This window comes from Rhodanobacter sp. UC4448_H15, assembly GCF_052978265.1.
This window is the reverse complement of the sequence record NZ_CM129665.1, coordinates 2,588,392-2,612,699: the sequence shown is the minus strand read 5'-3', so window position 1 is coordinate 2,612,699 and position 24,308 is coordinate 2,588,392. Positions and strand designations below refer to the sequence as shown.

The window sequence follows — 24,308 nt, the reverse complement described above, 5'->3', positions numbered from 1 at the left end:
CTTCGACGCTTCCTTCCGGATCTGCGGCATCCATGCGCATCGCTCTCGGCATCGAGTATGACGGCACCGATTTCTTCGGCTGGCAACGCCTGACCGAAGGGCCGAGCGTGCAGGGCGCAGTGGAGGAGGCCTTGTCGAAAGTGGCGGCCCATCCGGTACTGGTCAGTTGCGCAGGACGCACCGACGCCGGCGTCCACGGCCGCTGCCAGGTGGTGCATTTCGATACCGATGCACGCCGCGAATTGCGCGGCTGGGTGCTGGGCGCGTGCTCGAACCTGCCGGCCAGCGTGGCCGTGTTGTGGGCGCAACCGGTGCCGGACAGCTTCCACGCGCGCTTCTCCGCGCGCAGCCGCCGTTATCGCTACCACATCCTCAACCGGCCGGTGCGCGCCGCGCTGGACGCGCGCTACGTCACCTGGGAGCGCCTGCCGCTGGACGCGCAGCGCATGCACGAAGCCGCGCAATCCTTGCTGGGCGAGCACGACTTCAGCGCATTCCGGGCGCTGTCGTGCCAGGCGCCGCACCCGCGGCGCTCGGTGCTCGAGATCAGCGTTCGCCGCGAGGGCGAGCACGTCATGCTGGAGATCGAGGCCAATGCCTTCCTGCACCACATGGTGCGCAACATCGCGGGTTCGCTGCTGCTGGTCGGTCGCGGCGAGCAGCCGGTGGAATGGATGGCCGAACTGCTCGCCGGCCGCGACCGCCAGGTGGCCGGACCGACTGCACCGGCCTCGGGGCTGACCTTCATCGGCCCGCGCTACGAGGCACACTGGGGCCTGCCCACCGAAGTCTGCCTGACGGGAGCCGGCCCGTGACCCGCATCAAATGCTGTGGCATGACCCGCGTCGAGGATGCGCTGCTCGCCGCGCGGCTCGGCGCCGATGCGATCGGCCTGGTGTTCACCGCGCGCAGCAAGCGGCAGGTGACGCTGGCGCGTGCGCGCGAGATCGTCGCGGCGCTGCCGCCGTTCATCGCCACGGTGGCCCTGTTCATGGACGACGCGGCGGCGCTGGTGCGGCAGGTGGTCGATGAAGTCGATCCCGCGCTGCTGCAGTTCCATGGCGATGAGGGCGACGACTGGTGCGCACGGTTCGACCGCCCCTTCGTCAAGGCGATCGCGATGGGCGATGGCGCTGCCGCGCTGCCGCGCCTGCGCGATTACCCGCGCGCCGCCGGCCTGTTGCTGGACGGCCATGCACCCGGCGAGGCGGGCGGCAGCGGCAAGGCGTTCGACTGGTCGTTACTGCCCGGCAATCTGGCGCAGCCGCTGATCCTGGCCGGTGGCCTGCACGCCGGCAACGTGGGCGATGCAGTGCGCGCGGCACGTCCGTGGGCGGTGGATGTGGCCAGCGGAGTGGAATCGGCACCGGGGATCAAGGACGCGGCGCGGCTCGAAGCCTTCATCCGCGCGGTGCGCGCGGCCGACGCGGAGCAGGCGGCATGCCGGGAGTGATCGAGGAATATCGCGGCGCCGGGCAGGCACTCGAACTCGCGGGCCTGGTGGATCGTGCCCGCCCGCTGGTGATCCGCGGCCTCTGCCGCGACTGGCCGATGGTGGCGTGGTCGCGGCGGTCGGACACCGCCTTTGCGCAAGGCCTGGCGAAGCTGGACAACGGCCGCGAGGTCGACGCGCTGCTGATGCCGGCAGGCGAGGGCGGCGTGATCGGCTACAACGCGAATGTCGACGGTTTCAACTACGCGCATCACCGCGTCTCGATCACCCGGGGCCTGCAGCGGCTGGCGGCCTACAGCCGCCAGGACAATCCGCCGGGGCTGGCGATGCAGAGCGCGCTGATCGCCGACTGCCTGCCCGGACTGCTGGAGGATCATGCGGTTCCCTTCATCGACAAGGCGATCCAGCCGCGCATCTGGATCGGCAACAAGGTCACCACGCCGGCGCATTTCGACGAGTACCACAACGTCGCCTGTGTGGCGTGCGGGGTGCGGCGCTTCACCCTGTTCGCCCCGGAGCAGGTGCGCAATCTCTATGTCGGCCCGCTGGATTTCGCGCCGACCGGCGCGGCGATCGGCATGGCGCGGCTGGATCGTCCCGACGATCCGCGTTATCCGCGCTTGAAAGATGCGCTGGCCGCGGCGCAGGTGGCCGAACTGCATCCCGGCGACGCGATCTACATCCCGCCGATGTGGTGGCACCACGTCGAGTCGCTGGAGCAGATCAATGCGCTGGTGAACTACTGGTGGAAACCGGTGCCGGCCGGGGGCGACGCACCGGCCACGGCGCTGGGCTGCCTGATGCACTGCATCCTCGTGTTCCGCGCCTTGCCGCCGGCAGAGCGGGCGGCGTGGAAAGGCCTGCTGGATCACTACGTCTTCGGCGACGACGACCCCGCCGCGCACATCCCCGCCGAGCGGCGCGGGATACTCGGCGCGCTCACGCCGGGGCAACTGGCCGAGTTCCGGGAAACCATCCGGCGTTATCTGTGAACTATCCGCTAAGATGGTCGCTTGCCGCAGTGCGGCATGCCCATCCCCGAGTGACCCCATGAGCAAGATTGCGGACTTCAACCTCTACCCCGACGCCCATGGCCGCTTCGGCGAGTATGGCGGCAGCTATGTCGCCGAGACGCTGATGGCGCCGTTGGCCGAGTTGAGCGAGGCTTACGAACGGCTGAGCACCGATCCGGCTTTCCTCGCGGAACTGGATCGCGACCTGCAGCACTACGTCGGCCGGCCCAGCCCGATCTACCACGCCGAACGGCTGTCGCGGCAGGTTGGCGGCGCGCGCATTCTGTTCAAGCGCGAGGACCTCAACCACACCGGCGCGCACAAGATCAACAACACCATCGGCCAGGCGCTGGTGGCGCGGCACATGGGCAAGCAGCGCGTCATCGCGGAAACCGGCGCCGGCCAGCATGGCGTAGCCACGGCCACGGTAGCGGCGCGCTTCGGCATGCGCTGCGTGGTGTACATGGGTGCGGTCGACATCGAGCGGCAGAAGATCAACGTCTACCGCATGAAGCTGCTCGGCGCCGAGGTGGTGCCGGTGACTTCCGGTTCGAAGACGTTGAAGGATGCGTTGAACGAGGCGATGCGCGATTGGGTCACCAACGTGGCCGACACCTTCTACATCATCGGCACCGTGGCCGGTCCGCATCCGTATCCGAAGATGGTGCGCGACTTCAATGCCGTCGTGGGGCGCGAGGCACGCGCGCAGATGCTGGCGCAATACGGCCGCCTGCCCGACGTGCTGACCGCCTGCGTCGGCGGCGGCTCCAATGCCATCGGCCTGTTCCATGCCTTCCTCAACGACGCCGACGTGCGCATCGTCGGCGCCGAGGCGGCAGGCGAGGGGATCGCCACCGGCCATCATGCCGCCTCGCTGGCGGCCGGCCGTCCCGGCGTGCTGCACGGCAACCGCACCTACGTGCTGTGCGACGACGACGGCCAGATCACCGAGACGCATTCGGTCTCCGCCGGCCTCGACTATCCCGGTGTGGGGCCGGAGCATGCCTTCCTGAAGGATGCCGGTCGCGCCGAGTACGTCGGCATCACCGACGACGAGGCGCTGGAGGCGTTCCACCTGCTGGCGCGCACCGAAGGCATCCTAGCCGCCCTGGAATCCAGCCACGCGGTGGCGCAGGCGATCAAGCTGGCGCGCGAGTTGCCCAAAGACGGCATCGTGCTGTGCAACCTGTCCGGCCGCGGCGACAAGGACGTGCACACGATCGCGGCGCGCGAGGGAGTGAGCGTGTAGCGAGGAGTGAGTGGAGAGGAGTGAGAAGTGAGAGGAAGTCTCGCACTCCAGAACCGCTCAGACCCGCCCGAGCTCTCTTTCACTTCTCACTTCTCATTACTCACTCCTGTCTTATGAGCCGCATCGACACCCGCTTCGCCCAACTCAAGGCCACCGGCCGCACCGGCCTGATCCCGTTCGTCACCGCGGGCGATCCTTCGCCGCAGCACATGGTGGCGATGATGCATGCGCTGGTGGAATCGGGGGCGGACCTGATCGAGCTGGGCGTGCCGTTTTCCGATCCGATGGCAGACGGCCCGGTGATCCAGCACGCCAGTGAGCGGGCGATCGCCAAGGGCGTCGGTCTCGCGCAGGTGCTGGGCTGGGTGCATGCATTTCGCGAACGCGATGCGGAAACCCCGATCGTGCTGATGGGCTATCTGAACCCGCTGGAGATCCATGGCTACGCGCGCTTCGCGCAGGAGGCTGTGGCGGCCGGCGTCGATGGCGTGCTGCTGGTCGATTGTCCGCTGGAGGAGTCGACCGTGCTGCAGTCGCTGCGCGAGGCGGGGTTGCAGCAGATCCTGCTCGCCGCGCCCACCACCGCACCTGCGCGTATGGCGCAGTTGTGCAGCTCGGCGGAAGGCTTCCTGTATTATGTATCGTTCGCTGGCGTCACCGGAGCGGCGCAGTTGAGCGTCAGCGAGATTGCCGAGCGCGTTGCCGAAGTCAGGAGCCTCGCCGGTACGCCGGTGGCGGTGGGGTTCGGCATTCGCGATGCGGCCAGCGCCGCAGCGATCGGCGGCTTCGCTGACGCGGTCGTCATCGGCAGCGCGCTGGTCGAAAGCCTGGCGGCGGCCACGGACGCGGCGGATATCACGGGTCGTGTGCGCAGTTTCCTGCAGCCGATCCGCGCGGCGCTGGATGCACGCTGAGGCGGTCGACCCGGCCGTCTCGAAAGTTTGAGGTATTGCGATGAATTGGCTGCAGAAGATCATGAACCCGCGTACCCGCACGCTCCCTTCGGGTGGCGGCAAGGGCTCGGTGCCCGAGGGCGTGTGGGAGAAATGCGCGGGCTGCGGCACCGTGCTGTACCGGCCTGAACTGGAACGCAACCTGATGGTGTGTCCCAAGTGCGGCCACCATCACTACATCAGCGCACGGGCGCGCCTGGGCGCGCTGCTGGACGAAGGTTCCGGCCAGGAACTGTGGGCCAGCATGGAACCGGCCGATCCGCTGAAGTTCCGCGATTCGAAAAAGTATCGCGACCGCATCATCGCCACCCAGAAGAAACTGGGCGAGAAGGACGCCATGGTCGCGATGAGCGGCCGCTTGAAGGGACGTCCGTTGATGGCGGTGGCGTTCGAGTTTGCCTACATGGGCGGCTCGATGGGGTCGGTGGTGGGCGAGAAGTTCGCCCGCGCCGCCGAACGTGCGCTGGCCGACAAGAGCGCGCTGGTGTGTTTCTCCGCCACTGGCGGTGCGCGCATGCAGGAGGCGCTGTTCTCGCTGATGCAGATGGCCAAGACCTCGGCCGCGCTGGCGCGTCTGCGCGATGCCGGCGTGCCGTACATCAGCGTGCTGACCAACCCGACCACCGGTGGTGTCTCGGCCAGCCTGGCGATGCTGGGTGACATCAACATCGGCGAGCCCAAGGCGCTGATCGGCTTTGCCGGTCCGCGCGTGATCGAGCAGACCGTGCGCGAGACGCTGCCGGAAGGGTTCCAGCGTTCGGAGTTCCTGCTTGACCACGGTGCGATCGACCTGATCGTCGACCGCCGCGAGATGCGCGACAAGCTTGCCGACCTGTTCGGCATCCTGACCCGGGCCGATCGCGCGGCCTGAGCGCGCGTCGCGTGTCGCGGAGCGATGCCGCCCACGGGCGGCATCGTCGTATCGCGGGCCGGGTTTTCCACAGCTTCTGTGCGCCGTCGCTGTACAAGCCTGTGGACAACCGCGCTTCGTCCTTTGCCGGCAATGACTTGCCACGCCTTGATGATTTTCTGAGCAACCGCGCGAGAGTTTTCCACAGCGACTGTGGAGCACGTTCGGCAAAGCCTGTGGACAAATTCGCTATCTGCTTGAGCGCAAAGGCAGCCACGACGGCGTGAGCATATTGCGCACAGTGGGCGGCGGCGCGGTGCAGCGCTTACACTGGGAGTTCCCCTTTGCTGGAGGTTCCCTCGATGAATCGCATCCTGCTCATTCTCGCCCTCACCGGTCTGGCCACTGTCGCGACGGCAGCCGAAGCACCTGCGCTGCCGGGCACGTCGGCGCCGGCCGCCGCCAGGGTCTACATCATCTCGCCCGCGGACGGCGCCACCGTCGGCCAGGAATTCACCGTGCGCTTCGGCCTCGAGGGCATGGGCGTGGCGCCAGCGGGCGTGACCAGGGAGCACACCGGCCATCATCACCTGCTGGTCGACGTGAAGACCTTGCCCGCCGCCGGCCAGCCGATTCCGGCCGACGCCAACCACATCCATTTCGGCGGCGGCCAGACCCAGACCACGCTGAAGCTGGCCCCGGGTACGCATACTCTGCAACTGGAGCTGGGTGACGCGAATCATGTGCCGTTCGTGCCGGCGGTGGTGTCGAAGAAAATCACCGTCCACGTCAAGTAATCGCGGGGGCGTGCGACCCAATCAGCCGCCGAAGTAGATCGACACGCCCAGATTGCCCTGCCACTGGTTTGCCGAGCCGTGCAGGCGATGGTCGAAGCCCGCGTCCAGTTGCACGCGGGGCGTGACCATCCACTGCACGCCGGCACCGGCGAGGCTGCCGTTGCCCTCGCCGGGCAGGTGCTGCCAGGCGAGTTCGGTGTACAGGGTCAGCGCCGACGACAGCGCATGGCTGTCGTCCAGCGCCACGGTGGGGCTGTCGGCACCGCCGCGGCGCACGTTCTCCAGGTAAAGGCCCAGCGAGTGGCGCTCGCCGACATCCAGGTTGAACTGCGCGCCGAGCAGGTACTGGCGATGGTCTCCGCGGAACTCCCGCTCGCCGTCGGTGAAGGTGACGCTGCCCAGCAGGCCCCAGCTGAAGCCCGCATGGCTCGACGGCAGCGCCAGCTTCAGCCCCAGCTGGCTGTCGCCGCGGCCTTCCCTGTGCACGCTGCCGCCCGGGCTGGCTTGCCGCAGCACGTTCCAGGAGTCGCTGCCCAATTGCATTTCCAACGGCCCGCCGAGCCCGATGCGCAGCAAGCTGTCGGCGGTGTACTGCGACACGGTGACGCCATCCTGCCGGTCGCGGCTCCAGTCCGGCAGGCCTTGTTCGAGGATTGCCTCGCCAGCGGCCAGCACGCCCGGCGTGAAGCCGTAGCCGGGGCGGTCGAAACCGGGGTTCTCCGCCCTTGCGGGTGCGGCGGCGACAAGCAGCGCCAGCGCGAGCATGGAGGTGGGCAGGGCGCGCATGCGAGGCCGGCGCTGCCCGCGGTATCGGTTAAAATCCATCGTTTCTCCTTGTTGTCCGGAACATCATGGCCGTCCGTACCCGTTTCGCTCCCAGCCCCACCGGCTTCCTGCACATCGGCGGCGCGCGCACCGCGCTGTATTGCTGGCTGGAGGCGCGTCGTCGCGGCGGACAGTTCATTCTGCGCATCGAGGATACCGATCGCGAACGTTCCACAGACGCGGCGGTGCAGGCGATCCTCGACGCCATGCACTGGCTCGGCCTCGATGCCGATGAGGGCCCGTTCTACCAGACCCGGCGACTCGATCGATACAGGCAGGTTGCCGACGAGCTGGTCGCCGCCGGCAAGGCCTACTACGCCTACGAGAGCAAGGACGAGATCGAGACGATGCGCGAGGCGGCCATGCAGGCCGGCGAGAAACCGCGCTACAACGGTTACTACCGCGATCGCAACGAGGCGTGCCGCGACGACCCCAACCGGGTGATCCGCTTCCGCAACCCGATCGAAGGCTCGGTGGTATTCGAGGACAAGGTCAAGGGCCGCATCGAGATCGCCAACAGCGAGCTGGACGACCTGGTGATCTTTCGCTCCGATGGCTGGCCGACCTACAACTTCGCCGTGGTGGTCGACGACATCGACATGGGCGTGACCGAGGTGATCCGCGGCGACGACCACGTCAACAACACGCCGCGGCAGATCAACATCTATCACGCGCTCGGCGCGCCGGTGCCGGAGTTCGCGCACCTGCCGATGATCCTGGACAAGGAAGGCAAGAAGCTGTCCAAGCGCACCAACGCGGTCAGCGTGATGGATTATCGCGAGCAGGGTTTCCTGCCCCACGCGATCCTCAACTACCTGGTGCGGCTGGGCTGGTCGCATGGCGATCAGGAGATCTTCTCGCGCGAAGAGATGATCGCGCTGTTCGACATCGCCGACGTCAACAAGGCGGCCTCGCGCTTCGACACCGAGAAGCTGGCGTGGCTGAACCAGCATTACCTGAAGACCGACGAGCCGCAGTCGTTCCTCGCCGAGTTCGAATGGCACCTGCAGCGCGCCGGCGTGGACGTCGCGCAAGGCCCCGCGCCGATCGAGGTCATCGTGGCGCTGCGCGAGCGCGTGCACACGCTGAAGGAAATGGCCGAGCGGGCGAAGATCTGGTACGGCCCGATCACTGCCTGGGACGACAAGGCGGTGGCGAAGCATCTCGGCAATGCCAGCGCCCCGGGCGTGCTGGCGGCGGCGAAGACGCTGCTGAGCGCGTGCGAGTGGAAGCCGGCGGCGGTCCACCTGGTCATCGAGCAGGTGGCGGCGCAGCTGGAGTTGGGCATGGGCAAGGTGGCGCAGCCGCTGCGGGTGGCAATGACCGGTACCCAGGTCTCGCCCTCGATCGAGGACACGATCTATCTCACGGGGCGCGAGGAGGCGATCCGCCGCATCGACGCCGCGATGGCCATGACCCATGCCTGAGTTGGCGGCGCGGCGCAGCTGGCGCCAGTCTCCCCGTGGATGAGCTGCTGGCCCGCGCCACCCAAGGCGTCGATCTCGACGCCCCCGGCGCGTTCAGGCACGTCTTCTTCAATCTGTTGAATATGGTGCCCTGGGCAGCCATGTTCTGGTGGAATCTGCTGTTCGTCGCCGTGGGCCTGCTGCTCGGCTGGTGGCGCGGCCGGGTGCTGGAAGCGGTCTTGTGGTCCTGGGTGCTCGGCCCGATCGGCTGGATCGTGATCCTGTGCAGGCCGCGCGGCCAGCCGGCCGTGAAACCGCCGCCGGTGCCGCGCTGAGGCGGGCGGTGGCGGATGTATGATCGAGGCGAGGTGAATGCTTTGAACCACGATGTTGCCGACAACGCGCACGCGCACCACCCGCACCACCATCATGACGCGAAGGGTTTCGTGCGTGCGGTGGAACACGCCAGCGAGGAGCGGGGCCTGCGTCTGACCCCCCTGCGCAAGGAGGTGCTGGAACTGATCGCGGCATCTCGCATACCGGTCAAGGCGTACGAACTGCTCGACCAGCTGCGCGAACAGCACGGCAATGCCGCTCCGCCCACGGTTTATCGCGCGCTGGATTTCCTGCTCGAGAACGGCTTCATCCACAAGCTGGAGTCGATCAACGCCTTCGTCTCCTGCCACCATCCGACCGAGGCGCATCAGGTCCCATTTCTGATCTGCGACAACTGTTCCAGCGCGCAGGAGGTCTGCGACGAACGGGTCGCCGAATTGATCGAGGCGCAGGCCCGCGCGCTGGGTTTCCGGCCGCAGGCGCAGACGCTGGAAGTCCACGGTCTGTGCCGGGCCTGCCGCAAAGCCTGAACGGCGACCATCGCCCGGTAGCGCGACCTATTGTTATAATGTAACATGCCGGCCAGATTCCCCGGCCGCCTCGCGCGGCGACGGCAGGCAGGCAGATGCATTCCGGGCAGGCAGGCACATCGCGTGGATGGCAGAGCGCCGATCGCATCGGCGCGATCGCCTCGTTCCTGTGTGCGATCCACTGTGCCTTGCTGCCCTTCGTCTTGGCCGCGCTGCCACTGGTCGGGCTGGAGTTCCTGGCCGACCATCGCTTCGAGCGGGGTTTCGTGGCGTTTGCCTGCGTGCTGGCGGTGATCGCACTGGTGCGGGGCTTTCGGCGCCACCAGCAGCCCTTGCCGTTGCTGCTGGCCATCCCGGGGTTGCTCCTGCTGATTTCCGGCGTCACCTGGGCCGAGGGTGGACTGACCCTGGTGCACAGTGCACTGGTCACGTCGGGCGGCCTGCTGCTGGCCGCCGCGCACTTCGTCAACCTGCGTCGCGACCGCCGTGTCCAGGTCCACGTGCACGGCCCGCAATGCGCGCATTGAGGCTGGTTGGCGCTGGGCGTGGGTGGCCTATGGCGTTGCCCGCCGCACTGCTATGATGGACGGCCGTACATCCATCGAATCAAGGAGTTCCCCATGGGCAAGGGCGATCGCAAGACCCGCCGCGGCAAGATCTACCGCAGCAGCTACGGCAATACGCGCGCGCACGCGCTGGCCCCGGCCGTGGCCGGCACCAAGCCGACGGTGACCAAGGCGCCGGCGACCCGCAAGGCGGCCCCGCGCAAGAAGTCCGCCTGAGTCGACACGGCTTTCCCGTGTTGCCAGGAACCCCCGCCTCGGCGGGGGTTCCTGTTTTTGGGGCCGGGATGACCGCGCATTCGTCTGTCGAGAGCCGGGATGCGGGCTCCGGGATGCGGGCTCCAGGATGGGGGGGCGAGCGGCGAGGAACGAGGGGATTGCGGCAGCGCCGCATGGGTGTATGATGCGCGCCACTGTGTTAATGCGTTAGTACATTATGAAGCGTCGATCGCTTGATCCCGAAACACCCGTCGAGTCCGCCGAGCTGAGCCTGTACGAGGCGTTGCTGTCGCTGAAGAACGTCGAGGAAGTTGGCGCGTTCCTCAGCGACCTGTGCACGCCGGCGGAACTCGAAGTGCTGGTGGACCGCTGGCGGGTGGTGCCGTTCCTGCTCGAAGGCGTGTCGTACCGGGAGATCCACGAGCGCACTGCGGTCAGCATCACCACGATCGGGCGGGTCGCGCGCTATCTCAACCAGGGCAGCGGCGGCTATCTCGCGGCCGCGGCCCGCGCGGCGCGGCGGCAGGCGCAGGCGGCAAGGAAGAGGGCATGAAGCCGCGCGACCGCCTGCGCATCGCGATGCAGAAATCCGGACGGCTGACCGAGCCGGCGCTGGACCTGCTCAAGCGATGCGGCCTGACCTTCCGGCAAAGCCGCGACAAGCTGTTCTGCTTCGGCGAAGGCGAGCCGGTCGACCTGCTGCTGGTGCGCGACGACGACATCCCCGGCCTGATCGCGCAAGGCGTATGCGACGTCGGCATCGTCGGCCGCAACGTGCTGGGCGAGTTCCAGCTCACTGCCGGGCGCGATGGCGAGCCGCTGGCCGAACTGCGGCCACTCGGCTTCGGACGGTGCCGGTTGTCGATCGCCGTGCCGCAGGAGCTCGACTATTCCGCGCCCGGCGATCTCGCGGGACGGCGCATCGCCACGTCATACCCCGGCCTGCTTGGTGAATGGCTGCGCGCGCAACACATCGACGCCGGCGTGGTGACCCTGGCCGGCTCGGTCGAGATTGCGCCGAAGCTGGGCACGGCCGACGCGATCTGCGACCTGGTGCAGAGCGGCGGCACCCTGGTGGCCAACCAGTTGCGCGAGACCGAGGTGCTGCTGGAGAGCGAGGCGGTGCTGGCCGGGCCGGTGACCCTGCCGGCGGACGAGCGCGGCGACATGCTGGAGTTGTTGCTGAAGCGGCTCGATGGCGTGATCCAGGTGCGCGAATCGCGGCTGCTGCTGTTGCAGACCTCGCGTCACTCGCTGGAGGCGGTCACCCGGTTGCTCCCCGGCGGTCCGCAGCCGACGCTGCTGGCGGTGGCTGGCCAGGCCGACCAGTTGATGCTGCAGGCGTTGTGCGCCGGTGAGGTGAGCTGGCGGCAACTGGAGGAAATCAAGAAGGCCGGCGCACGCGAGATGTTCGTGCTGCCGGTGGAGAAGATGCTGGCATGAAGCAGGGCAGCACGAGGAGTTCGCTTGCATGAAACGTCTGGACTGGAACGCCCTGGACGAAACGGCCCGGCGCGAGGCGCTGGCGCGACCGGCGCAGTCGCGCGCAGACGACGTGCGTCATGGTGTCGAACGGATCGTCGCGGCCGTGCGCAAGGACGGCGACACGGCGTTGCGCGCGCTCAGCGCCCGGTACGATCGCTGCACACTGGATGCACTCGAGGTCGACGAGGCCGAGTTCGTCGCGGCCGAGACGGCGCTCGATCCCGAATTGAAAGCGGCGATCCGCGAAGCCGCCGCACGCATCGAGTTGTTCCATCGTGCCGCGGCGCTGCGGCCGGTGGCGGTCGACACCGCGCCCGGCGTGCGGGTCGAGCGCATGCTGCGGCCGGTCAGCCGGGTGGGCCTGTATGTGCCGGCTGGCAGTGCGCCGCTGCCTTCCACTGCGCTGATGCTGGGCGTGCCGGCGCACATCGCCGGCTGTCGCGAGGTGGTGCTGTGCTCGCCCGCGCGCGCTGACGGGTGCTGCGACGAGGCGGTGCTGTACGCCGCGCGCCTCACCGGCGTGCACAAGGTGTTCAAGCTCGGTGGCGCGCAGGCGATCGCCGCGATGGCCTACGGTACGGAGTCGGTGCCGAAGTGCGACAAGCTGTTCGGCCCCGGCAATGCCTGGGTGACCGAGGCGAAGCTGCAGGTGTCGTCCGACCCGGACGGTGCGGCGATCGACATGCCGGCCGGGCCGTCGGAAGTACTGGTGATCGCCGATGCCACCGCGAATCCGGTGTTCGTCGCCGCCGACCTGCTGTCGCAGGCCGAGCACGGACCGGATTCGCAGGTGATCCTGCTCAGCGATTCGGTGGAGCTGATCGAGCGCGTGGAGCGTGAGGTCGAACGTCAGTGTGACGGCCTGCCGCGCGCTGACATCGCGCGCCAGGCGCTGGCGCAGAGCCGGTTGATCGCGGTCGACTCGCTGGCGCAGGCGGTCGAGGTGAGCAACCGCTACGCGCCCGAGCACCTGATCCTGCAGGTGGCTGAGCCGCGCGCGCTGCTCGACGGCGTCGACAGTGCCGGCTCGATCTTCCTCGGTCCGTGGACGCCCGAATCGGTGGGCGATTACTGCAGCGGCAGCAATCACGTGCTGCCGACCTACGGCTACGCGCGCAGCTACAGCGGCGTGTCGGTGGCCAGCTACCAGAAGCAGATCAGCGTGCAGGAAGTCAGCGCCGACGGCCTGCGCCGCATCGGCCCGTGTACCGCGACGCTGGCGGCAGCCGAGCAGCTGGAAGCGCACCGCCGCGCAGTGACCCTGCGGCTGGAGGCATTGGCATGAGCGTGCTCGATCTGGCGCGGCCGGAGATCCGCGCGATGCAGCCGTACTCCTCGGCGCGGATGGAGGCCAGCGGCGGCGAGGTCCTGCTCAACGCGAACGAGTCGGCGTGGGCACCGGTGGGTGACGACGGACTCGGCTGCAACCGCTACCCCGAGCCGCAGCCCGTCGCATTGGTCGCTGCGCTGGCAGCACTGTATGGCGTGCGGCGCGAACAGTTGCTGGTCGGCCGCGGCAGCGACGAGGCGATCGACCTGCTGCTGCGCGCGTTCTGTCGCGCCGGCCGCGATGCGATCCTGATCCAGCCGCCGACGTTCGGCATGTACGCGGTGTGCGCGCGGGTGCAGGGCGCCGGCATTGTCGAGGTGCCACTGGCGGCGGATTTCACCTTGGACGTGGACGCGGTGCTCGCGGCACTGACCCCGGCGGTGACGCTCGTCTTCGTGTGCACTCCGAACAATCCCGCCGGTCAGGCGGTGCCGCGTGCGGCACTCGAACGGCTGGCGCGGGCGCTGTCTGACCGCGCCTTGCTGGTGGTGGACGAGGCGTACGTGGAGTTTGCCGACGACGGCAGCATCGCCGACTTGATCGACCGCTACGACAACCTCGCCGTGCTGCGCACTCTGTCCAAGGCCTGGGCGCTGGCCGGCGCACGCATCGGCAGCCTGCTGGCGAACGCCGGCGTGGTCGCCTTGCTGCGGAAGATCATGGCGCCGTACCCGTTGCCGTTGCCGTGCGTGGACGCGGCGCTGCTGGCGCTGTCCGGCTGGGGCCAGGCGAATGCGCGCGAACACCTCGCCGTCGTGCGTGCGGAGCGCACGCGCATGTGCGAGGCGTTGCGCCGGTTGCCCGGCGTGCGCGAGGTGTTGCCTTCGCAGGCGAACTTCCTTGCCGTCCGCTTCGACGATGCCGCCGACGTCTACCGGCGCCTGCTCGCCGCCGGCATCGTGGTGCGCGACGTGCGCCGCTACCCGAACCTCGCCGACGCGCTGCGCATCACCATCGGCACGCCGGCGGAGAACGAGCGGGTACTGGCCGTGCTGGCTTCGGATCGAGGCATCGCATGACCGTCCGCAAGATTCTTTTCGTCGATCGGGACGGCTGCCTGATCGAGGAGCCGGCCGACGAGCAGGTCGACAGCTGGGAGAAGCTGGCCCTGCTGCCCGGAGTGATCGCCGCGTTGCAGCGCTTCGTCGCCGCCGGCTACGCGCTGGTGATGGTGAGCAACCAGGATGGGCTGGGCACCGACAGTTTTCCCGAATCCGATTTCCGTGGCCCCCACGAACTTCTGCTGCGCATCCTCGACTCGCAGGGCATTCGCTTCCGCGAGGTGTTGATCGACCGCAGCCTTCCGCACGAAGGCCTCGACACGCGCAAGCCCGGCGTCGGCATGCTGCGCCACTACCTGGCCGACGACGGCTGGAGCCGCGCCGCCTCAGCGATGGTCGGTGATCGTGAAACCGACCTGCAGCTTGCCGCGAACCTCGGCGTGCGCGGTTTTCGCGTGGGCCTGCAAGGTATCGGCTGGGAGGAGGTGGCGCACCGGCTGCTGGATGCGCCGCGCACCGCCACCGTGGTGCGCCACACGAAAGAGACCCGCATCACCGTCAAGGTCGACCTGGATCGCGCAACCGACCCGCAGGTGCGCACCGGGCTGGGCTTCTTCGACCACATGCTGGAACAGATCGGCAAGCACGGCGGCCTTGCGCTGGAACTCGATTGCGACGGCGACACCCACATCGACGAGCACCACACCATCGAGGATTGCGCGCTGGCACTCGGCCAGGCCCTGAAGCAGGCGCTCGGCGACAAGCGCGGCATCGGTCGCTACGGTTTCACCCTGCCCATGGACGAGGCGCAGGCCAGCGCCGCGCTGGACCTGTCCGGCCGACCGTACTTCGTGTTCGAGGGCAGCTTCCCGCGCGAGCGCGTGGGCGAGGTGCCGACCGAACTGGTGCCGCATTTCTTCCGCTCGCTGTGCGAGACGCTGGGTGCGAACCTGCACCTCGCCGTGCGCGGCGACAACGCGCACCACATGGTGGAAGCCTGCTTCAAGGTCGTGGCGCGCGCCCTTCGCCAGGCGATCGCGCGCTCCGGCAGCGAACTGCCGAGTACCAAGGGCGCGCTGTGATGAGCGTGGTACTGGTCGATGCAGGCGGCACCAATATCGGCTCGGTGCGCTACGCCTTGCAGCGTCTTGGCGCAGATGCCGAATTGACCTCGGAGGCTGCCGCGATCCGCGCCGCCGACAAGGTGATCCTGCCCGGCGTGGGTGCGGCCGGACCGGGCATGACGCGGCTGCGCGAGCTGGGTCTGGTCGAGGTCTTGCGTTCGCTGCGCCAGCCCGTGCTCGGCGTATGCCTGGGCATGCAACTGCTGTGCACGCATTCGGAAGAGGGCGACACCGCATGCCTCGGCCTGATTCCCGCGTCGGTGCGACGCTTCGCCGAGGCTCCCGGTCTGCGTGTGCCGCACATGGGCTGGAATGAGGTGTCGATCCGGCGGGAACATCCGCTGCTGGCCGGGCTGGGCGAGGGCGAGCAGGCCTATTTCGTGCACAGCTACGCGGTACCGGTCGGCGACTGGACTCTGGCCACCGCCGACTACGGCGGCGCGTTCTCGGCGGTGGTCGCGCACCGCAACTTCCACGGCATGCAGTTCCATCCCGAACGCTCCGCGGGTGTCGGCGCCCGACTGCTGAAGAACTTTCTCGAACTATGAACTTCGACGTGATTCCCGCGATCGACTTGCGCGGCGGCCAGGTGGTGCGCCTGAAGCAGGGCGACTACGCGCAGCAGACGACCTACGCGGCGGACCCGCGCGAGCTGGCCAGGCGCTACGCCGACGCCGGTGCGCGCTGGCTGCACCTGGTCGACCTGGATGGCGCACGTTCGGGCCGGCTGGACAATCTCGCGGTGATCGCCGCGATCGCCACCGATGGCATGGCGATCCAGGCCGGTGGCGGCGTGCGCGAAGAGGCAGATCTGCAGCGGTTGTTCGATGCCGGCGTGCAGCGCGTGGTGGTTGGCAGCGTGGCGGTGCGCGATCCGGCGCGTGTCGCCGCCTGGCTGGCGAAGTACGGCGCAGAGCGGCTGACCCTCGCGCTGGACACCCGCCACGCGGAAGGACGCTGGGTCCTGCCCAGCGCCGGCTGGACCGAAGTGGAGGCGCGCACGCTGGACGAGCTGGCGCCGTGGTACGCAGCACGCGGTGCCCGTCACCTGTTGTGCACCGACATCGATCGCGACGGCATGTTGGCCGGCTTCAATCTCGACCTGTATCGCCACCTCGTGACCAGCGTGCCGCAACTGGCGCTGCAGGCGTCCGGCGGGGTGCGCTCGCTGGACGATATCCGTGCCGCGCGCGATGCCGGCGCGAATGCGGTGATCCTCGGTCGCGCCCTGCTGGAAGGGAGTTTCACCGTGGCTGAGGCGCTGGCGTGCTGAGCCGCCGCATCATTCCCTGCCTCGACGTGCGCAACGGCCAGGTGGTCAAGGGCGTGCGCTTCCGCGACCACGTGGTCATGGGCGAAATCGTCGACCTCGCGCTGCGCTACCGCGACGAAGGCGCCGACGAGCTGGTGTTCTACGACATCACCGCCAGCCCCGAGGGACGCAGCGTGGATCGCAGCTGGGTGGAGAAAGTCGCCCGGGTGATCGATATTCCGTTCTGCGTCGCCGGCGGCATCCGCTCGGTCGACGAGGCACGCGCGGTGCTGCATGCGGGTGCCGACAAGATTTCGGTGAACTCGCCCGCCTTGGCGCGGCCCGCGCTGATCGACGAACTGGCCGCCGCGTTCGGCGTGCAGTGCGTGGTGGTCGGCATCGACTCGTTGCGCGACGGCGACGGCGAATGGCGCGTGCGCCAGTACACCGGCGATCCCGCGAAAATGCAGGCGCTGCCGCGCCGCACGCTGGACTGGATAGTCGAGGCACAGCGGCGGGGTGCCGGCGAGATCGTGCTCAATTGCATGGACAGCGACGGGGTACGCCGCGGCTACGACCTGGACCAATTGCGGGCCGCCCGCGCGATCTGCCAGGTGCCGTTGGTGGCCTCCGGCGGTGCCGGCGCTCCCGAACATTTCCGCGATGCCTTCGTCGAGGCCGACGTGGATGGCGCGCTGGCGGCCAGCGTGTTCCATTCGGGCGCCATTTCGATTCCCGCGTTGAAGCGCTACCTGCAAGCTGAAGGCGTACGAGTGAGGAGTGAGTGAGCAGGAGTGAGAAGTGAGAGACAGCAGAAACCTCACCGCAATGGTGGATCGGATGCTTTCTGTCACTTCTCACTTCTCTCCACTCACTTCTCGCTCCAAGGAGATCAACCCATGACCACCACCCCCGCAATCAATCCCGATGTTCCCGACTGGGCCAAGGGCAATGGCCTGCTGCCGGCGATCGTGCAGCACTGGCTGAGCGGCGAGGTGCTGATGCTCGGCTACATGAATGCCGATGCGCTGGTGCAGACGCAGGCCGATGGCCACGTCACCTTCTACAGCCGCAGCAAGCAGCGCTTGTGGGTGAAGGGCGAGAGCTCCGGTCACGTGCTCGCGCTGAAGTCGATCCGCCTCGACTGTGACGCCGACACCTTGCTGATCCAGGCCGAACCGCACGGCCCCACCTGCCACACCGGCACCTCCAGCTGCTTTGGCGACAGCGCCGACGTGCGCCCGCCGCTGGGTTTCCTCGCCGAACTCGACGCGCTGGTCGCGCAACGCCACGTCGCGCGGCCGACCGGCAGCTACACGACGAAGCTGTTTGACGACGGCATCCGCCGCATCGCGCAGAAGGTGGGCGAGGAGGGCGTGGAAACGGCGCTGGCCGCGGTAGTGCAGGACGACGAGGCGCTGCTGGGTGAAGCAGCGGACCTGCTGTTCCATCTCGTGGTCGTGTTGCGGGCACGCGGATTGTCGCTGGCGGACGCGATTGCGGTGCTGGCCGACCGGCACCGGGCGCGCTAGCGAGGAGGCCGGTCGGTGCAGATCAGGGGGTGCGGCAAGCCACGCCGGCTGCAGACGCGATCTGTTCGCCGGGTTTGAGCTCGGCGAGCCAGGCGTCATGCATGCCCTTGCTCCACCATTGCCAATGCTCGTCCACGTAGCGCGCGCCATCGGCCGAAACCGCCGCGTGCAGCCGATGCGTCTGCGAGTCGAAGTCCAGCATGGCGGTCTGCGTGTCGGGATAGGCGGCCAGCACCGTGCGGCCATCGTCGCAGCGGTAGCGAATGCTGGCCGCGCCGATGGTCCCGGTTGCGCCGGCCACGCGGAACGGGCCGATCGAGTACGTGGATGGCTTGCCGCCGGCGCCGCAGAGTTGGCCGTGGAAGGGTGCGCTCACGGTTCCCGCGCCGATGGCCAGCGTGATGACGGCCGGCGACTCGCAATGGCCGTCGTCGTAGACGTTGCCTGAAACCCAGCGCATGTCGCTCTCCACACTGGCGCCGGGAGCCAGCGTGAGCCGTGGTGGTTGGGCGGCGGGTATTGGCGGGACCTGCGCGGCGATGGCCAGTGTTTGCCGTTGCGCGCCCCGCAAGCCCGGCGCGGGCATGGCGGCGATCGAACAGGCGACTTCGCTTGCGTTGTGCACGACCAGCATGGTGCCGGCATGCGACATCCCGTTTAAGCGGCCGTTGCCGTCGTCCAGCGACAGCTTGAGCTGCGCGGGCACGCATGCGGCGGGGGCGGCGGCTTGCGTCTGGCGTGTCGCGGGCGGCGCTGACGAACAGGCTGACAGCACCAGCAGGGGAATCATGGCTGGCCGCCATGGCGACGAGAACGTCCGGCGCAGGTGGCTCGACATGGCGGGCCTGGTCAGGTGGCTGCGTGCGCTCATGCGGGTCTCCCGCTCAGGAAGGGAGCGCCACGCTAGCAGCCGCTGCAGGTGAAATTCGTGAAGCCTCGCGGCGACCTGCGTGGCGCGTTATATCCGGGATTCATGGCAGCGACGCCCGGCGCGGACCTGGCCAGGGGTTTGAGCTGCGGTCAGGGCGTCGGCGTCGTGTCGGCTGCGCCGGGCGCTGCTGGCTTGAACGACACCGCCGGGCCGGGCACGACGTGCTTGCGCCACGCTGCCAGCTGTGCCGCGATGCCGCTGCCGACGTCGATCTGCGGTTCGGAGGGGGTGAGCTCGTCCTGCCTTTCCCAGTGGGCGATATCGCTGCGTGCCCGCTTGAACGCGTCGACGAAGTTGTCGGTGTGGTTCAGCGCATCGACCAGCCAGGCCTTGCCGAAGTAGGTGATGTCCGAATCGCTGCCGCAGCCGAACGAGCTGCGGTCGCTGCGTGCAGCGGTGAGCACCAGGGTGCCGGAACCGCGCAGCGGCGGCACGAAGCCGCCGGAGTAGCAGGCGTTGACCACCACCACTTTCCACCGGAAGTGGCGCGCCGCCAAAATGTCGGCGAGATCTTGCGCGCCGATCTGATCCAGCGGCAACGGGTCCATGTCGACCAGCAAGGTATGGTCCTCGTCGCCGTGGCTGGTGACGTAGAGCAGCAGGATGTCCTCGTCCGTTCGCATCACCTGCTGCAAGCCGTCGAGCGCCGCTTCGAGATTGCTCCAGCTGGCCAGCGGGTGGGTGGTCAGCGAGGCCGGGTTGTTCTCCAGCACCAGGCTGTGGACGGTGGGGCCGAAGCGCGAACCGAACAGTTGCGCGGCGTATTCGGCCTCATTGCGGAACACGTCCTCGCTGCCGTCGCCGGCGAAAGCGAGCAGGTAGAGATTGGGCTTGCCCGCCACCCGCGGCGTCAGTCGGGCGAGGGCGTCGCGTACCATCTGCGGCTGGGCGTAGAGCACCTGCTCGGGGCTGGGCGCGGATGCCGGCCAGGCATCGGGCGCCGCTGTCGATTCGGCCGGTGTTTCGGCTTGAAGCGGCATGGCGGGCGGCGTGTTGGCCGAGTCGGGGAGAGCGTTGACCGGCAACCACGCGGCCAGCGCCACGCCGGCGCTGAATGCCGCCGCGATGGTCAGCAGAGTACGCACGCCCCGACGCATCTCAGCTGGCCGGGTCGATCGCGTCGAAGTCGCGATAGACCCGATGGCCTGCCGCCTCCGGCAGCGGTTGCGGCTCACGCACCAGCCAGGCGGTTTGGAAACCGGCGGCGCGCGCGGCGTCCAGCTCCTCGACGATATCGGACAGGAACAGCAGGTGGCGGGGCTCCTCGCCCACGGCTTCGGCGATGCGGCGATAGGACTGCGCCTCGCGCTTGGGGCCGGTTTCCGTATCGAAATAGCCGGCGAACAAGGGCGTCAGGTCGCCGGCTTCCGAGTAGCGGAAGAACAGCTGCTGCGCCGGTACCGAACCGGAGGAGTACACATACAGGCGAAGCCCGTCGGCGCGCCAGGCGCGCAGGCGGGCAGCCACTTCGGGGTAGACGTGGGCGCGGTAGGCGCCGCTTTCGTAGCCTTCCTTCCAGATCATGCCCTGCAGCGCCTTGAGCGCGGTGGACTTGCGATCCTGCGCGATCCATTGCAGCAGCAATTCCACCACCTCCTGTCGTTCGGCCTCGATCATGCCGGCTTCGCGCGCGGCCTCGTGCAGCCAGTGCTGCACGTCGGGACGATCGCCATGGGTTTCCACGAACGCGGGCAGGCGCTTGCGGGCGAACGGGAACAGGACGTCGCGGACGAAGTCGATCGAGCTGGTGGTGCCCTCGATGTCGGTGACGATGGCGCGGATTTCGGTCATGGGGACGGGACTCGGGCCTTCGACAGATTCAGGACGATGGATGCGGGGGTTGGAAAAGGCATCGCCCGCGAGCGGGCTCCTACGGGTTCGGCTGCATGCGGGGGAAGCGGGTGGCGATGTCGTCGCCGGTGAAGTTGGCCACCCAGCCTTCCTTGTTGGTGAACAGGCGGATGGCCACGAAGTACGGCGCCTCGCTCATGTCGAACCAGTGCCGCGTGCCGTCGGGCACGCCGATCAGGTCGCCTTGCTCGCACAGCACGTCGTAGACCTTGCCATCCAGGTGCAGGGTGAACTGGCCGGAGCCGGCGACGAAGAATCGCACCTCGTCCTCGCTGTGGGTGTGTTCGCTGAGGAACTTCTGGCGCAGGGCGGCGCGGTCGGGATGGTCGGGAGCGAGGCTGATCACGTCGACGGCCTGGTAGCCGGCTTCGTCCATCAGGCGGTCGATGTCGCTGCGGTAGGCCGCGATCACTTCCTCCTGGCTGGCGCCCGGGGCGATCGGCTGGTTCGCTTCCCATCGTTCGAAGCGCACGCCGACCTTGGCCAGTTCTTCCGCGATGGCTTCGTGGCGGTCGAGCGTGGCGCGGGCGGTGTGCGGTTCGTTCTCGTCGAAAATGCGCAGGCGGCTCATGATGACCTCATTGTTCGCAGATCCAGTTCGCATCCGAGCAGGAACTCCAGCGCTTCCAGGTGGCGCTCGCTCTCGGCCATGTCGCGGCCCCAGGTATAGATGCCGTGGCCGTCGATCAGGTAGGCGTGCAGCGGTTTGCCGGCGTCGAGCCAGGCATCCACATGGGCGACCAGTTCGGGCATGTGCTGGGTGTTGGGAAACACCGGGATCTCCAGCACGCTGTCATGGCTGTGGTAGCCGCTGATCGCCTTCTGCAACTCCCAGCCCTGCAGCCGGACCACGCCCTCGCGGGCAAACAGTCGCGACGCCACGCTTTGCGTGCGCGAGTGGGTGTGCAACACCGCATTCATGTCGGGCCAGCGCCGGTAGACCTGGGTGTGCAGCGCAGTCTCGGCGCTGGGGCGCGCCCCGGTGCCCACCGGTCGACCCTCGAGGTCGATCAGCATGATGTCGTCGCGGCCCAGCTTGCCCTTGTCGCGCCCGGAGATCGTGATGGCGGCGTGGCCCGTATCGACGCGCATCGAGAAATTGCTGCTGGTCGCCGGAGTCCAGCCCTTGCCTGCGAGCGCGCGCGCGGTCTCGGCCACGCGGTCGGCGCAGGCGTCGAAGTGGCTGGCCGCGATCGCGTCGGGCAGGGACTGGCTCATGTGATTTGGACGTCCAAATGAGTGATCGATGATAACACGCCGCGCCAGCGGCTCTTGCCGGAATGAGAGCCATTCTCGCGAGTCAGGAAAGATTGCGTGACCGGGCGTACCATCGCCGAGGGGCCGGGGCAGGGTGCGTCGGCTGCAACCCAATGGAGACATGTGCCATGTCGAACGACAAAGATATCGAATCGCGTCGCCGGTTCCTCAAGGTGGCCGCAGGGACCACGGCGGCAGCCGTGGTGATGGGGGGCCTGCCGCGGTTCGCGCGTGCCGCCGACCTGCCGGCGTTGGGCCCTGACGATCCGACCGCCAAGGCCCTGGACTACGTGGAGGACACCACCAAGTCCACCAACCCCAAGCACAAGGCCGGCGACGATTGCGCGAACTGTCAGTTCTACTCCGGTGGCCCCACTGGCCGCGGCCCGTGCCAGCTGTTCCCGGGCAAGTCGGTGAACGCGAAAGGTTGGTGCGTGTCGCACACCCCCAAGAAAGCCTGACCGCCACGCGGCAAGCTCTGCAAGGCCGGCGATCTCGCCGGCCTTTTCATTTCATGGGGCGGATTCCGCGGACGAGCCGGCGATGGATGCGGATGCTGGACAAAGTGCGGCCCGGCGACGTCAGGCTGAGGAGCTGCTTTGCCTGACGGGCCGGGCCGCGATCCGGGGCCCACTGCCAAGTGATTTACCCTCGGACTGGGGATCATACTCCCGCGTTCGGCGAATGGGCGACCCCGGATGCAACTCGCCGCGATGGCGCACCGACAAGCTATTTAAAATCAATCACATAACACGCATTTTACATTCAAGTTCGCATGTTCTGCCGAGACTGGTGGAATCGCGACGTTTGCGTGACCTGTGTGCTTATGAAGTATTTTCGGTGATCTTCAGCGACGATCACTGAAATTTCGTCACGGACGGTTGATTGGCCGCCTGATGCAGCACGCTGTGCTTGCGGCTGTAGAGGAAGTAGATGGCGAAACCCAGCAGGGTCCAGCCGCCCAGGATCGCCCAGTTGAACCAGTCGAGACTGAACAGCAGGGCGAAGCAGCACGCCACGCCGGCAAGGCAGGTAAACCAGACCCACGGCACGCGGAAGGTGCGCGGCAGGTCCGGCAGGGTGTAGCGCAGGATAAGTACGCCGGCGCACACCGCCGAGAACGCGATCAGCGTGCCCATCGAGGTGAGGTTGGCCAGCAGGTCGAGCGGGAACACGGCCGCCAGCAAGGCGATCATGCTGCCGGTGATCAACGTGTTGATGTGCGGCGTGCGGTGACGCGGATGCACCTTGGCGAACACTTTCGGCAGCATGCCGTCACGCGCCATGATCATGAAGATGCGCGGCTGCGCGATGATCATTACCAGGATCACCGACGACAGGCCGATCATGGCGCCGATCTCGACGATCAGGCGCAGCCAGTCCAGCTCGGGATGCGCGGCCACCGCGGTGACCACCGGCTCGGCGGTGTCCAGCAGGGTGTACGGCACCAGCCCGGTGAGCACCGCGGCCATCGCCAGATAGAGCACGGTGCAGATCACCAGCGACACCAGGATGCCGAAGGGCAGGTCGCGTTGCGGTGTCTTGCATTCCTGCGCCGCCGTGGAGGTGGCCTCGAAGCCGATGTAGGCGAAGAACACCATGGCCGCGCCGCGCATGATGCCGGACCAGCCGTACTTGCCGTCGCCCTGCGGCTCGGGGATGAACGGATGCCAGTTCTCGGGGTTCACGTAGCGGTAGCCGGCCACCACCACGATGATGATCAGACCGACCTTGACCAGCACCATCAGCGCGTTGAGGCTGGACGATTCGCGGATGCCGATGTAGCACAGCCAGGTCAGCGCCATCACGATTGCCACCGCGGGCAGGTTGAACAGGTGGCCCGTGACCACGAGTTCGCCCTTGGTGAAGGCCAGCGGTGCTTCGGTCAGCGCCACCGGCAGGTGCAGTCCCATATGATCGAGCAGGCTGGTGAAGTAGCCGGTCCAGCTCGCCGCCACGGCGGAGGCGGAGATGCCGTATTCCGCCACCATGTTCCAGCCGATGAACCAGGCCGCCAGTTCGCCCAGCGACGCATAGGCGTACGAATAGGAGCTGCCGGAGATCGGGATCAAGGTGGCGAACTCGGCGTAGCACAAGGCCGCAAAGCCGCTGCAGATCGCCGCGATGATGAAGGAGATCAGCACCGCCGGGCCGGCATGTTCGGCCGCGGCCGTGCCGGTGACCACGAAGATGCCGGTGCCGATCACCGCGCCGATGCCCAGCGCCGTGATGCCCCACGGCCCCAGCGTGCGGCGCAGGCCCGGACCGTGGGCGTGGTCGTCGTTGCTGAAATCGGTCTTGCGGGCGAGCAACTGGCTGAGCATGGGAAAGTCTTCGTGGCCGGGGCGGAG

29 protein-coding genes are annotated in these 24,308 nt (G+C 67.9%); 22 read left to right on the top strand and 7 right to left on the bottom strand.

Translation table 11 applies throughout. The annotated features are described in order from the left end of the window. Positions 1 to 32 precede the first annotated feature (32 nt). From truA to ACVCMI_RS11890, 7 genes are all read left to right on the top strand, one after another. Positions 33 to 815 (top strand): tRNA pseudouridine(38-40) synthase TruA, encoded by a 783-nt coding sequence (gene truA, locus ACVCMI_RS11920; protein WP_447098692.1) that lies wholly within the window; start codon positions 33 to 35, stop codon positions 813 to 815. Continuing rightward, positions 812 to 1,453: a phosphoribosylanthranilate isomerase gene (locus ACVCMI_RS11915; RefSeq protein WP_447098693.1), complete on the top strand. Its 642-nt coding sequence runs from the start codon at positions 812 to 814 to the stop codon at positions 1,451 to 1,453. The genes truA and ACVCMI_RS11915 overlap by 4 nt, the downstream gene beginning before the upstream one ends. After that, the gene (locus ACVCMI_RS11910) at positions 1,441 to 2,445 is read left to right on the top strand and encodes a cupin-like domain-containing protein (protein WP_447098694.1); all 1,005 of its coding nucleotides are present in this window, start codon (positions 1,441 to 1,443) and stop codon (positions 2,443 to 2,445) included. Before ACVCMI_RS11915 ends, ACVCMI_RS11910 begins: the two co-directional genes overlap by 13 nt. A gap of 58 nt (positions 2,446 to 2,503) precedes the next feature. After that, the gene (gene trpB, locus ACVCMI_RS11905; RefSeq protein ID WP_447098695.1) at positions 2,504 to 3,715 is read left to right on the top strand and encodes a tryptophan synthase subunit beta; all 1,212 of its coding nucleotides are present in this window, start codon (positions 2,504 to 2,506) and stop codon (positions 3,713 to 3,715) included. 113 nt (positions 3,716 to 3,828) lie between these two features. Then, positions 3,829 to 4,629, top strand: coding sequence for a tryptophan synthase subunit alpha (trpA, locus tag ACVCMI_RS11900; protein ID WP_447098696.1), 801 nt, complete (start codon positions 3,829 to 3,831; stop codon positions 4,627 to 4,629). A gap of 40 nt (positions 4,630 to 4,669) precedes the next feature. Next, positions 4,670 to 5,539: an acetyl-CoA carboxylase, carboxyltransferase subunit beta gene (accD, locus tag ACVCMI_RS11895; RefSeq protein ID WP_395119027.1), complete on the top strand. Its 870-nt coding sequence runs from the start codon at positions 4,670 to 4,672 to the stop codon at positions 5,537 to 5,539. A 341-nt stretch (positions 5,540 to 5,880) separates the two neighbouring features. Further along, complete coding sequence (locus tag ACVCMI_RS11890; RefSeq protein ID WP_447098697.1) at positions 5,881 to 6,315, top strand: DUF4399 domain-containing protein; 435 nt, start codon at positions 5,881 to 5,883, stop codon at positions 6,313 to 6,315. 21 nt (positions 6,316 to 6,336) lie between these two features. Here the strand turns inward: ACVCMI_RS11890 and ACVCMI_RS11885 are convergent, their stop codons facing one another. Beyond that, the gene (locus tag ACVCMI_RS11885; RefSeq protein ID WP_447098698.1) at positions 6,337 to 7,140 is read right to left on the bottom strand and encodes a transporter; all 804 of its coding nucleotides are present in this window, start codon (positions 7,138 to 7,140) and stop codon (positions 6,337 to 6,339) included. Between the two features lie 26 nt (positions 7,141 to 7,166). Between ACVCMI_RS11885 and gltX the strand changes: the two genes are divergently transcribed. The 14 genes from gltX to hisIE all read left to right on the top strand — a co-directional run bounded on the left by gltX (position 7,167) and on the right by hisIE (position 17,918). Further along, entirely contained in the window at positions 7,167 to 8,567 is a 1,401-nt protein-coding gene (gene gltX, locus ACVCMI_RS11880) for a glutamate--tRNA ligase (RefSeq protein WP_447098699.1), read from the top strand. Positions 8,568 to 8,602: 35 nt separating this feature from the next. After that, complete coding sequence (locus ACVCMI_RS11875) at positions 8,603 to 8,881, top strand: hypothetical protein (protein ID WP_447098700.1); 279 nt, start codon at positions 8,603 to 8,605, stop codon at positions 8,879 to 8,881. Positions 8,882 to 8,896: 15 nt separating this feature from the next. After that, a complete protein-coding gene (locus tag ACVCMI_RS11870; RefSeq protein ID WP_395119017.1) occupies positions 8,897 to 9,412 on the top strand; it encodes a transcriptional repressor in 516 nt (171 codons plus the stop codon). A gap of 95 nt (positions 9,413 to 9,507) precedes the next feature. Beyond that, positions 9,508 to 9,939, top strand: a complete 432-nt coding sequence (locus tag ACVCMI_RS11865) for a MerC domain-containing protein (RefSeq protein WP_395119015.1) — start codon at positions 9,508 to 9,510, stop codon at positions 9,937 to 9,939. A 93-nt stretch (positions 9,940 to 10,032) separates the two neighbouring features. Then, positions 10,033 to 10,194, top strand: a complete 162-nt coding sequence (locus ACVCMI_RS11860) for a 30S ribosomal protein THX (RefSeq protein WP_395119013.1) — start codon at positions 10,033 to 10,035, stop codon at positions 10,192 to 10,194. Positions 10,195 to 10,411: 217 nt separating this feature from the next. Continuing rightward, positions 10,412 to 10,747 (top strand): YerC/YecD family TrpR-related protein, encoded by a 336-nt coding sequence (locus tag ACVCMI_RS11855; protein WP_395119011.1) that lies wholly within the window; start codon positions 10,412 to 10,414, stop codon positions 10,745 to 10,747. Next, positions 10,744 to 11,637, top strand: coding sequence for an ATP phosphoribosyltransferase (gene hisG / locus ACVCMI_RS11850; protein ID WP_395119009.1), 894 nt, complete (start codon positions 10,744 to 10,746; stop codon positions 11,635 to 11,637). Before ACVCMI_RS11855 ends, hisG begins: the two co-directional genes overlap by 4 nt. Positions 11,638 to 11,665: 28 nt before the next feature. Continuing rightward, a complete protein-coding gene (hisD, locus tag ACVCMI_RS11845; protein WP_447098701.1) occupies positions 11,666 to 12,964 on the top strand; it encodes a histidinol dehydrogenase in 1,299 nt (432 codons plus the stop codon). Further along, the gene (hisC, locus tag ACVCMI_RS11840) at positions 12,961 to 14,028 is read left to right on the top strand and encodes a histidinol-phosphate transaminase (protein WP_447098702.1); all 1,068 of its coding nucleotides are present in this window, start codon (positions 12,961 to 12,963) and stop codon (positions 14,026 to 14,028) included. The genes hisD and hisC overlap by 4 nt, the downstream gene beginning before the upstream one ends. Further along, positions 14,025 to 15,092, top strand: a complete 1,068-nt coding sequence (hisB, locus tag ACVCMI_RS11835) for a bifunctional histidinol-phosphatase/imidazoleglycerol-phosphate dehydratase HisB (protein WP_447098703.1) — start codon at positions 14,025 to 14,027, stop codon at positions 15,090 to 15,092. Before hisC ends, hisB begins: the two co-directional genes overlap by 4 nt. Further along, positions 15,092 to 15,682 (top strand): imidazole glycerol phosphate synthase subunit HisH, encoded by a 591-nt coding sequence (gene hisH / locus ACVCMI_RS11830; protein WP_447098704.1) that lies wholly within the window; start codon positions 15,092 to 15,094, stop codon positions 15,680 to 15,682. The genes hisB and hisH overlap by 1 nt, the downstream gene beginning before the upstream one ends. Further along, positions 15,679 to 16,407 (top strand): 1-(5-phosphoribosyl)-5-[(5-phosphoribosylamino)methylideneamino]imidazole-4-carboxamide isomerase, encoded by a 729-nt coding sequence (gene hisA, locus ACVCMI_RS11825; RefSeq protein ID WP_447098705.1) that lies wholly within the window; start codon positions 15,679 to 15,681, stop codon positions 16,405 to 16,407. Before hisH ends, hisA begins: the two co-directional genes overlap by 4 nt. After that, positions 16,401 to 17,174 (top strand): imidazole glycerol phosphate synthase subunit HisF, encoded by a 774-nt coding sequence (gene hisF, locus ACVCMI_RS11820; protein ID WP_395118997.1) that lies wholly within the window; start codon positions 16,401 to 16,403, stop codon positions 17,172 to 17,174. The genes hisA and hisF overlap by 7 nt, the downstream gene beginning before the upstream one ends. 111 nt (positions 17,175 to 17,285) lie before the next feature. Next, positions 17,286 to 17,918: a bifunctional phosphoribosyl-AMP cyclohydrolase/phosphoribosyl-ATP diphosphatase HisIE gene (hisIE, locus tag ACVCMI_RS11815; RefSeq protein WP_447098706.1), complete on the top strand. Its 633-nt coding sequence runs from the start codon at positions 17,286 to 17,288 to the stop codon at positions 17,916 to 17,918. 22 nt (positions 17,919 to 17,940) lie between these two features. On the opposite strand, the gene ACVCMI_RS11810 is transcribed toward hisIE, so the two are convergent. The 5 genes from ACVCMI_RS11810 to ACVCMI_RS11790 all read right to left on the bottom strand — a co-directional run bounded on the left by ACVCMI_RS11810 (position 17,941) and on the right by ACVCMI_RS11790 (position 21,918). After that, entirely contained in the window at positions 17,941 to 18,789 is an 849-nt protein-coding gene (locus ACVCMI_RS11810) for an MliC family protein (RefSeq protein ID WP_447098707.1), read from the bottom strand. A 149-nt stretch (positions 18,790 to 18,938) separates the two neighbouring features. Then, positions 18,939 to 19,934 (bottom strand): C13 family peptidase, encoded by a 996-nt coding sequence (locus ACVCMI_RS11805; protein WP_447098708.1) that lies wholly within the window; start codon positions 19,932 to 19,934, stop codon positions 18,939 to 18,941. 13 nt (positions 19,935 to 19,947) lie between these two features. After that, a complete protein-coding gene (mtnC, locus tag ACVCMI_RS11800) occupies positions 19,948 to 20,640 on the bottom strand; it encodes an acireductone synthase (RefSeq protein ID WP_447098709.1) in 693 nt (230 codons plus the stop codon). Between the two features lie 79 nt (positions 20,641 to 20,719). Next, positions 20,720 to 21,271 (bottom strand): 1,2-dihydroxy-3-keto-5-methylthiopentene dioxygenase, encoded by a 552-nt coding sequence (locus tag ACVCMI_RS11795; RefSeq protein WP_395118987.1) that lies wholly within the window; start codon positions 21,269 to 21,271, stop codon positions 20,720 to 20,722. Continuing rightward, entirely contained in the window at positions 21,268 to 21,918 is a 651-nt protein-coding gene (locus tag ACVCMI_RS11790; protein ID WP_447098710.1) for a methylthioribulose 1-phosphate dehydratase, read from the bottom strand. Before ACVCMI_RS11790 ends, ACVCMI_RS11795 begins: the two co-directional genes overlap by 4 nt. A gap of 167 nt (positions 21,919 to 22,085) precedes the next feature. Here ACVCMI_RS11790 and ACVCMI_RS11785 point away from each other — a divergent pair, with 167 nt between their 5' ends. Next, complete coding sequence (locus tag ACVCMI_RS11785; protein WP_395118983.1) at positions 22,086 to 22,418, top strand: high-potential iron-sulfur protein; 333 nt, start codon at positions 22,086 to 22,088, stop codon at positions 22,416 to 22,418. A gap of 396 nt (positions 22,419 to 22,814) precedes the next feature. On the opposite strand, the gene ACVCMI_RS11780 is transcribed toward ACVCMI_RS11785, so the two are convergent. After that, positions 22,815 to 24,281, bottom strand: coding sequence for an amino acid permease (locus ACVCMI_RS11780; RefSeq protein WP_395118981.1), 1,467 nt, complete (start codon positions 24,279 to 24,281; stop codon positions 22,815 to 22,817). Between the last annotated feature and the right edge of the window lie 27 nt (positions 24,282 to 24,308).

Coding starts and splice junctions, on each gene's coding strand:
- hisC (WP_447098702.1), top strand. CDS start 12,961: ATGAGCGTGCTCGATCTGGCGCGGCCGGAGATCCGCGCGATGCAGCCG.
- ACVCMI_RS11860 (WP_395119013.1), top strand. CDS start 10,033: ATGGGCAAGGGCGATCGCAAGACCCGCCGCGGCAAGATCTACCGCAGC.
- ACVCMI_RS11795 (WP_395118987.1), bottom strand. CDS start 21,271: ATGAGCCGCCTGCGCATTTTCGACGAGAACGAACCGCACACCGCCCGC.
- hisA (WP_447098705.1), top strand. CDS start 15,679: ATGAACTTCGACGTGATTCCCGCGATCGACTTGCGCGGCGGCCAGGTG.
- truA (WP_447098692.1), top strand. CDS start 33: ATGCGCATCGCTCTCGGCATCGAGTATGACGGCACCGATTTCTTCGGC.
- ACVCMI_RS11790 (WP_447098710.1), bottom strand. CDS start 21,918: ATGAGCCAGTCCCTGCCCGACGCGATCGCGGCCAGCCACTTCGACGCC.
- trpB (WP_447098695.1), top strand. CDS start 2,504: ATGAGCAAGATTGCGGACTTCAACCTCTACCCCGACGCCCATGGCCGC.
- ACVCMI_RS11870 (WP_395119017.1), top strand. CDS start 8,897: ATGTATGATCGAGGCGAGGTGAATGCTTTGAACCACGATGTTGCCGAC.
- hisIE (WP_447098706.1), top strand. CDS start 17,286: ATGACCACCACCCCCGCAATCAATCCCGATGTTCCCGACTGGGCCAAG.
- ACVCMI_RS11810 (WP_447098707.1), bottom strand. CDS start 18,789: ATGAGCGCACGCAGCCACCTGACCAGGCCCGCCATGTCGAGCCACCTG.
- mtnC (WP_447098709.1), bottom strand. CDS start 20,640: ATGACCGAAATCCGCGCCATCGTCACCGACATCGAGGGCACCACCAGC.
- hisH (WP_447098704.1), top strand. CDS start 15,092: ATGAGCGTGGTACTGGTCGATGCAGGCGGCACCAATATCGGCTCGGTG.
- hisD (WP_447098701.1), top strand. CDS start 11,666: ATGAAACGTCTGGACTGGAACGCCCTGGACGAAACGGCCCGGCGCGAG.
- accD (WP_395119027.1), top strand. CDS start 4,670: ATGAATTGGCTGCAGAAGATCATGAACCCGCGTACCCGCACGCTCCCT.
- ACVCMI_RS11885 (WP_447098698.1), bottom strand. CDS start 7,140: ATGGATTTTAACCGATACCGCGGGCAGCGCCGGCCTCGCATGCGCGCC.
- ACVCMI_RS11785 (WP_395118983.1), top strand. CDS start 22,086: ATGTCGAACGACAAAGATATCGAATCGCGTCGCCGGTTCCTCAAGGTG.
- ACVCMI_RS11865 (WP_395119015.1), top strand. CDS start 9,508: ATGCATTCCGGGCAGGCAGGCACATCGCGTGGATGGCAGAGCGCCGAT.
- hisB (WP_447098703.1), top strand. CDS start 14,025: ATGACCGTCCGCAAGATTCTTTTCGTCGATCGGGACGGCTGCCTGATC.
- trpA (WP_447098696.1), top strand. CDS start 3,829: ATGAGCCGCATCGACACCCGCTTCGCCCAACTCAAGGCCACCGGCCGC.
- ACVCMI_RS11890 (WP_447098697.1), top strand. CDS start 5,881: ATGAATCGCATCCTGCTCATTCTCGCCCTCACCGGTCTGGCCACTGTC.
- gltX (WP_447098699.1), top strand. CDS start 7,167: ATGGCCGTCCGTACCCGTTTCGCTCCCAGCCCCACCGGCTTCCTGCAC.
- ACVCMI_RS11780 (WP_395118981.1), bottom strand. CDS start 24,281: ATGCTCAGCCAGTTGCTCGCCCGCAAGACCGATTTCAGCAACGACGAC.
- ACVCMI_RS11855 (WP_395119011.1), top strand. CDS start 10,412: ATGAAGCGTCGATCGCTTGATCCCGAAACACCCGTCGAGTCCGCCGAG.
- hisG (WP_395119009.1), top strand. CDS start 10,744: ATGAAGCCGCGCGACCGCCTGCGCATCGCGATGCAGAAATCCGGACGG.
- ACVCMI_RS11910 (WP_447098694.1), top strand. CDS start 1,441: ATGCCGGGAGTGATCGAGGAATATCGCGGCGCCGGGCAGGCACTCGAA.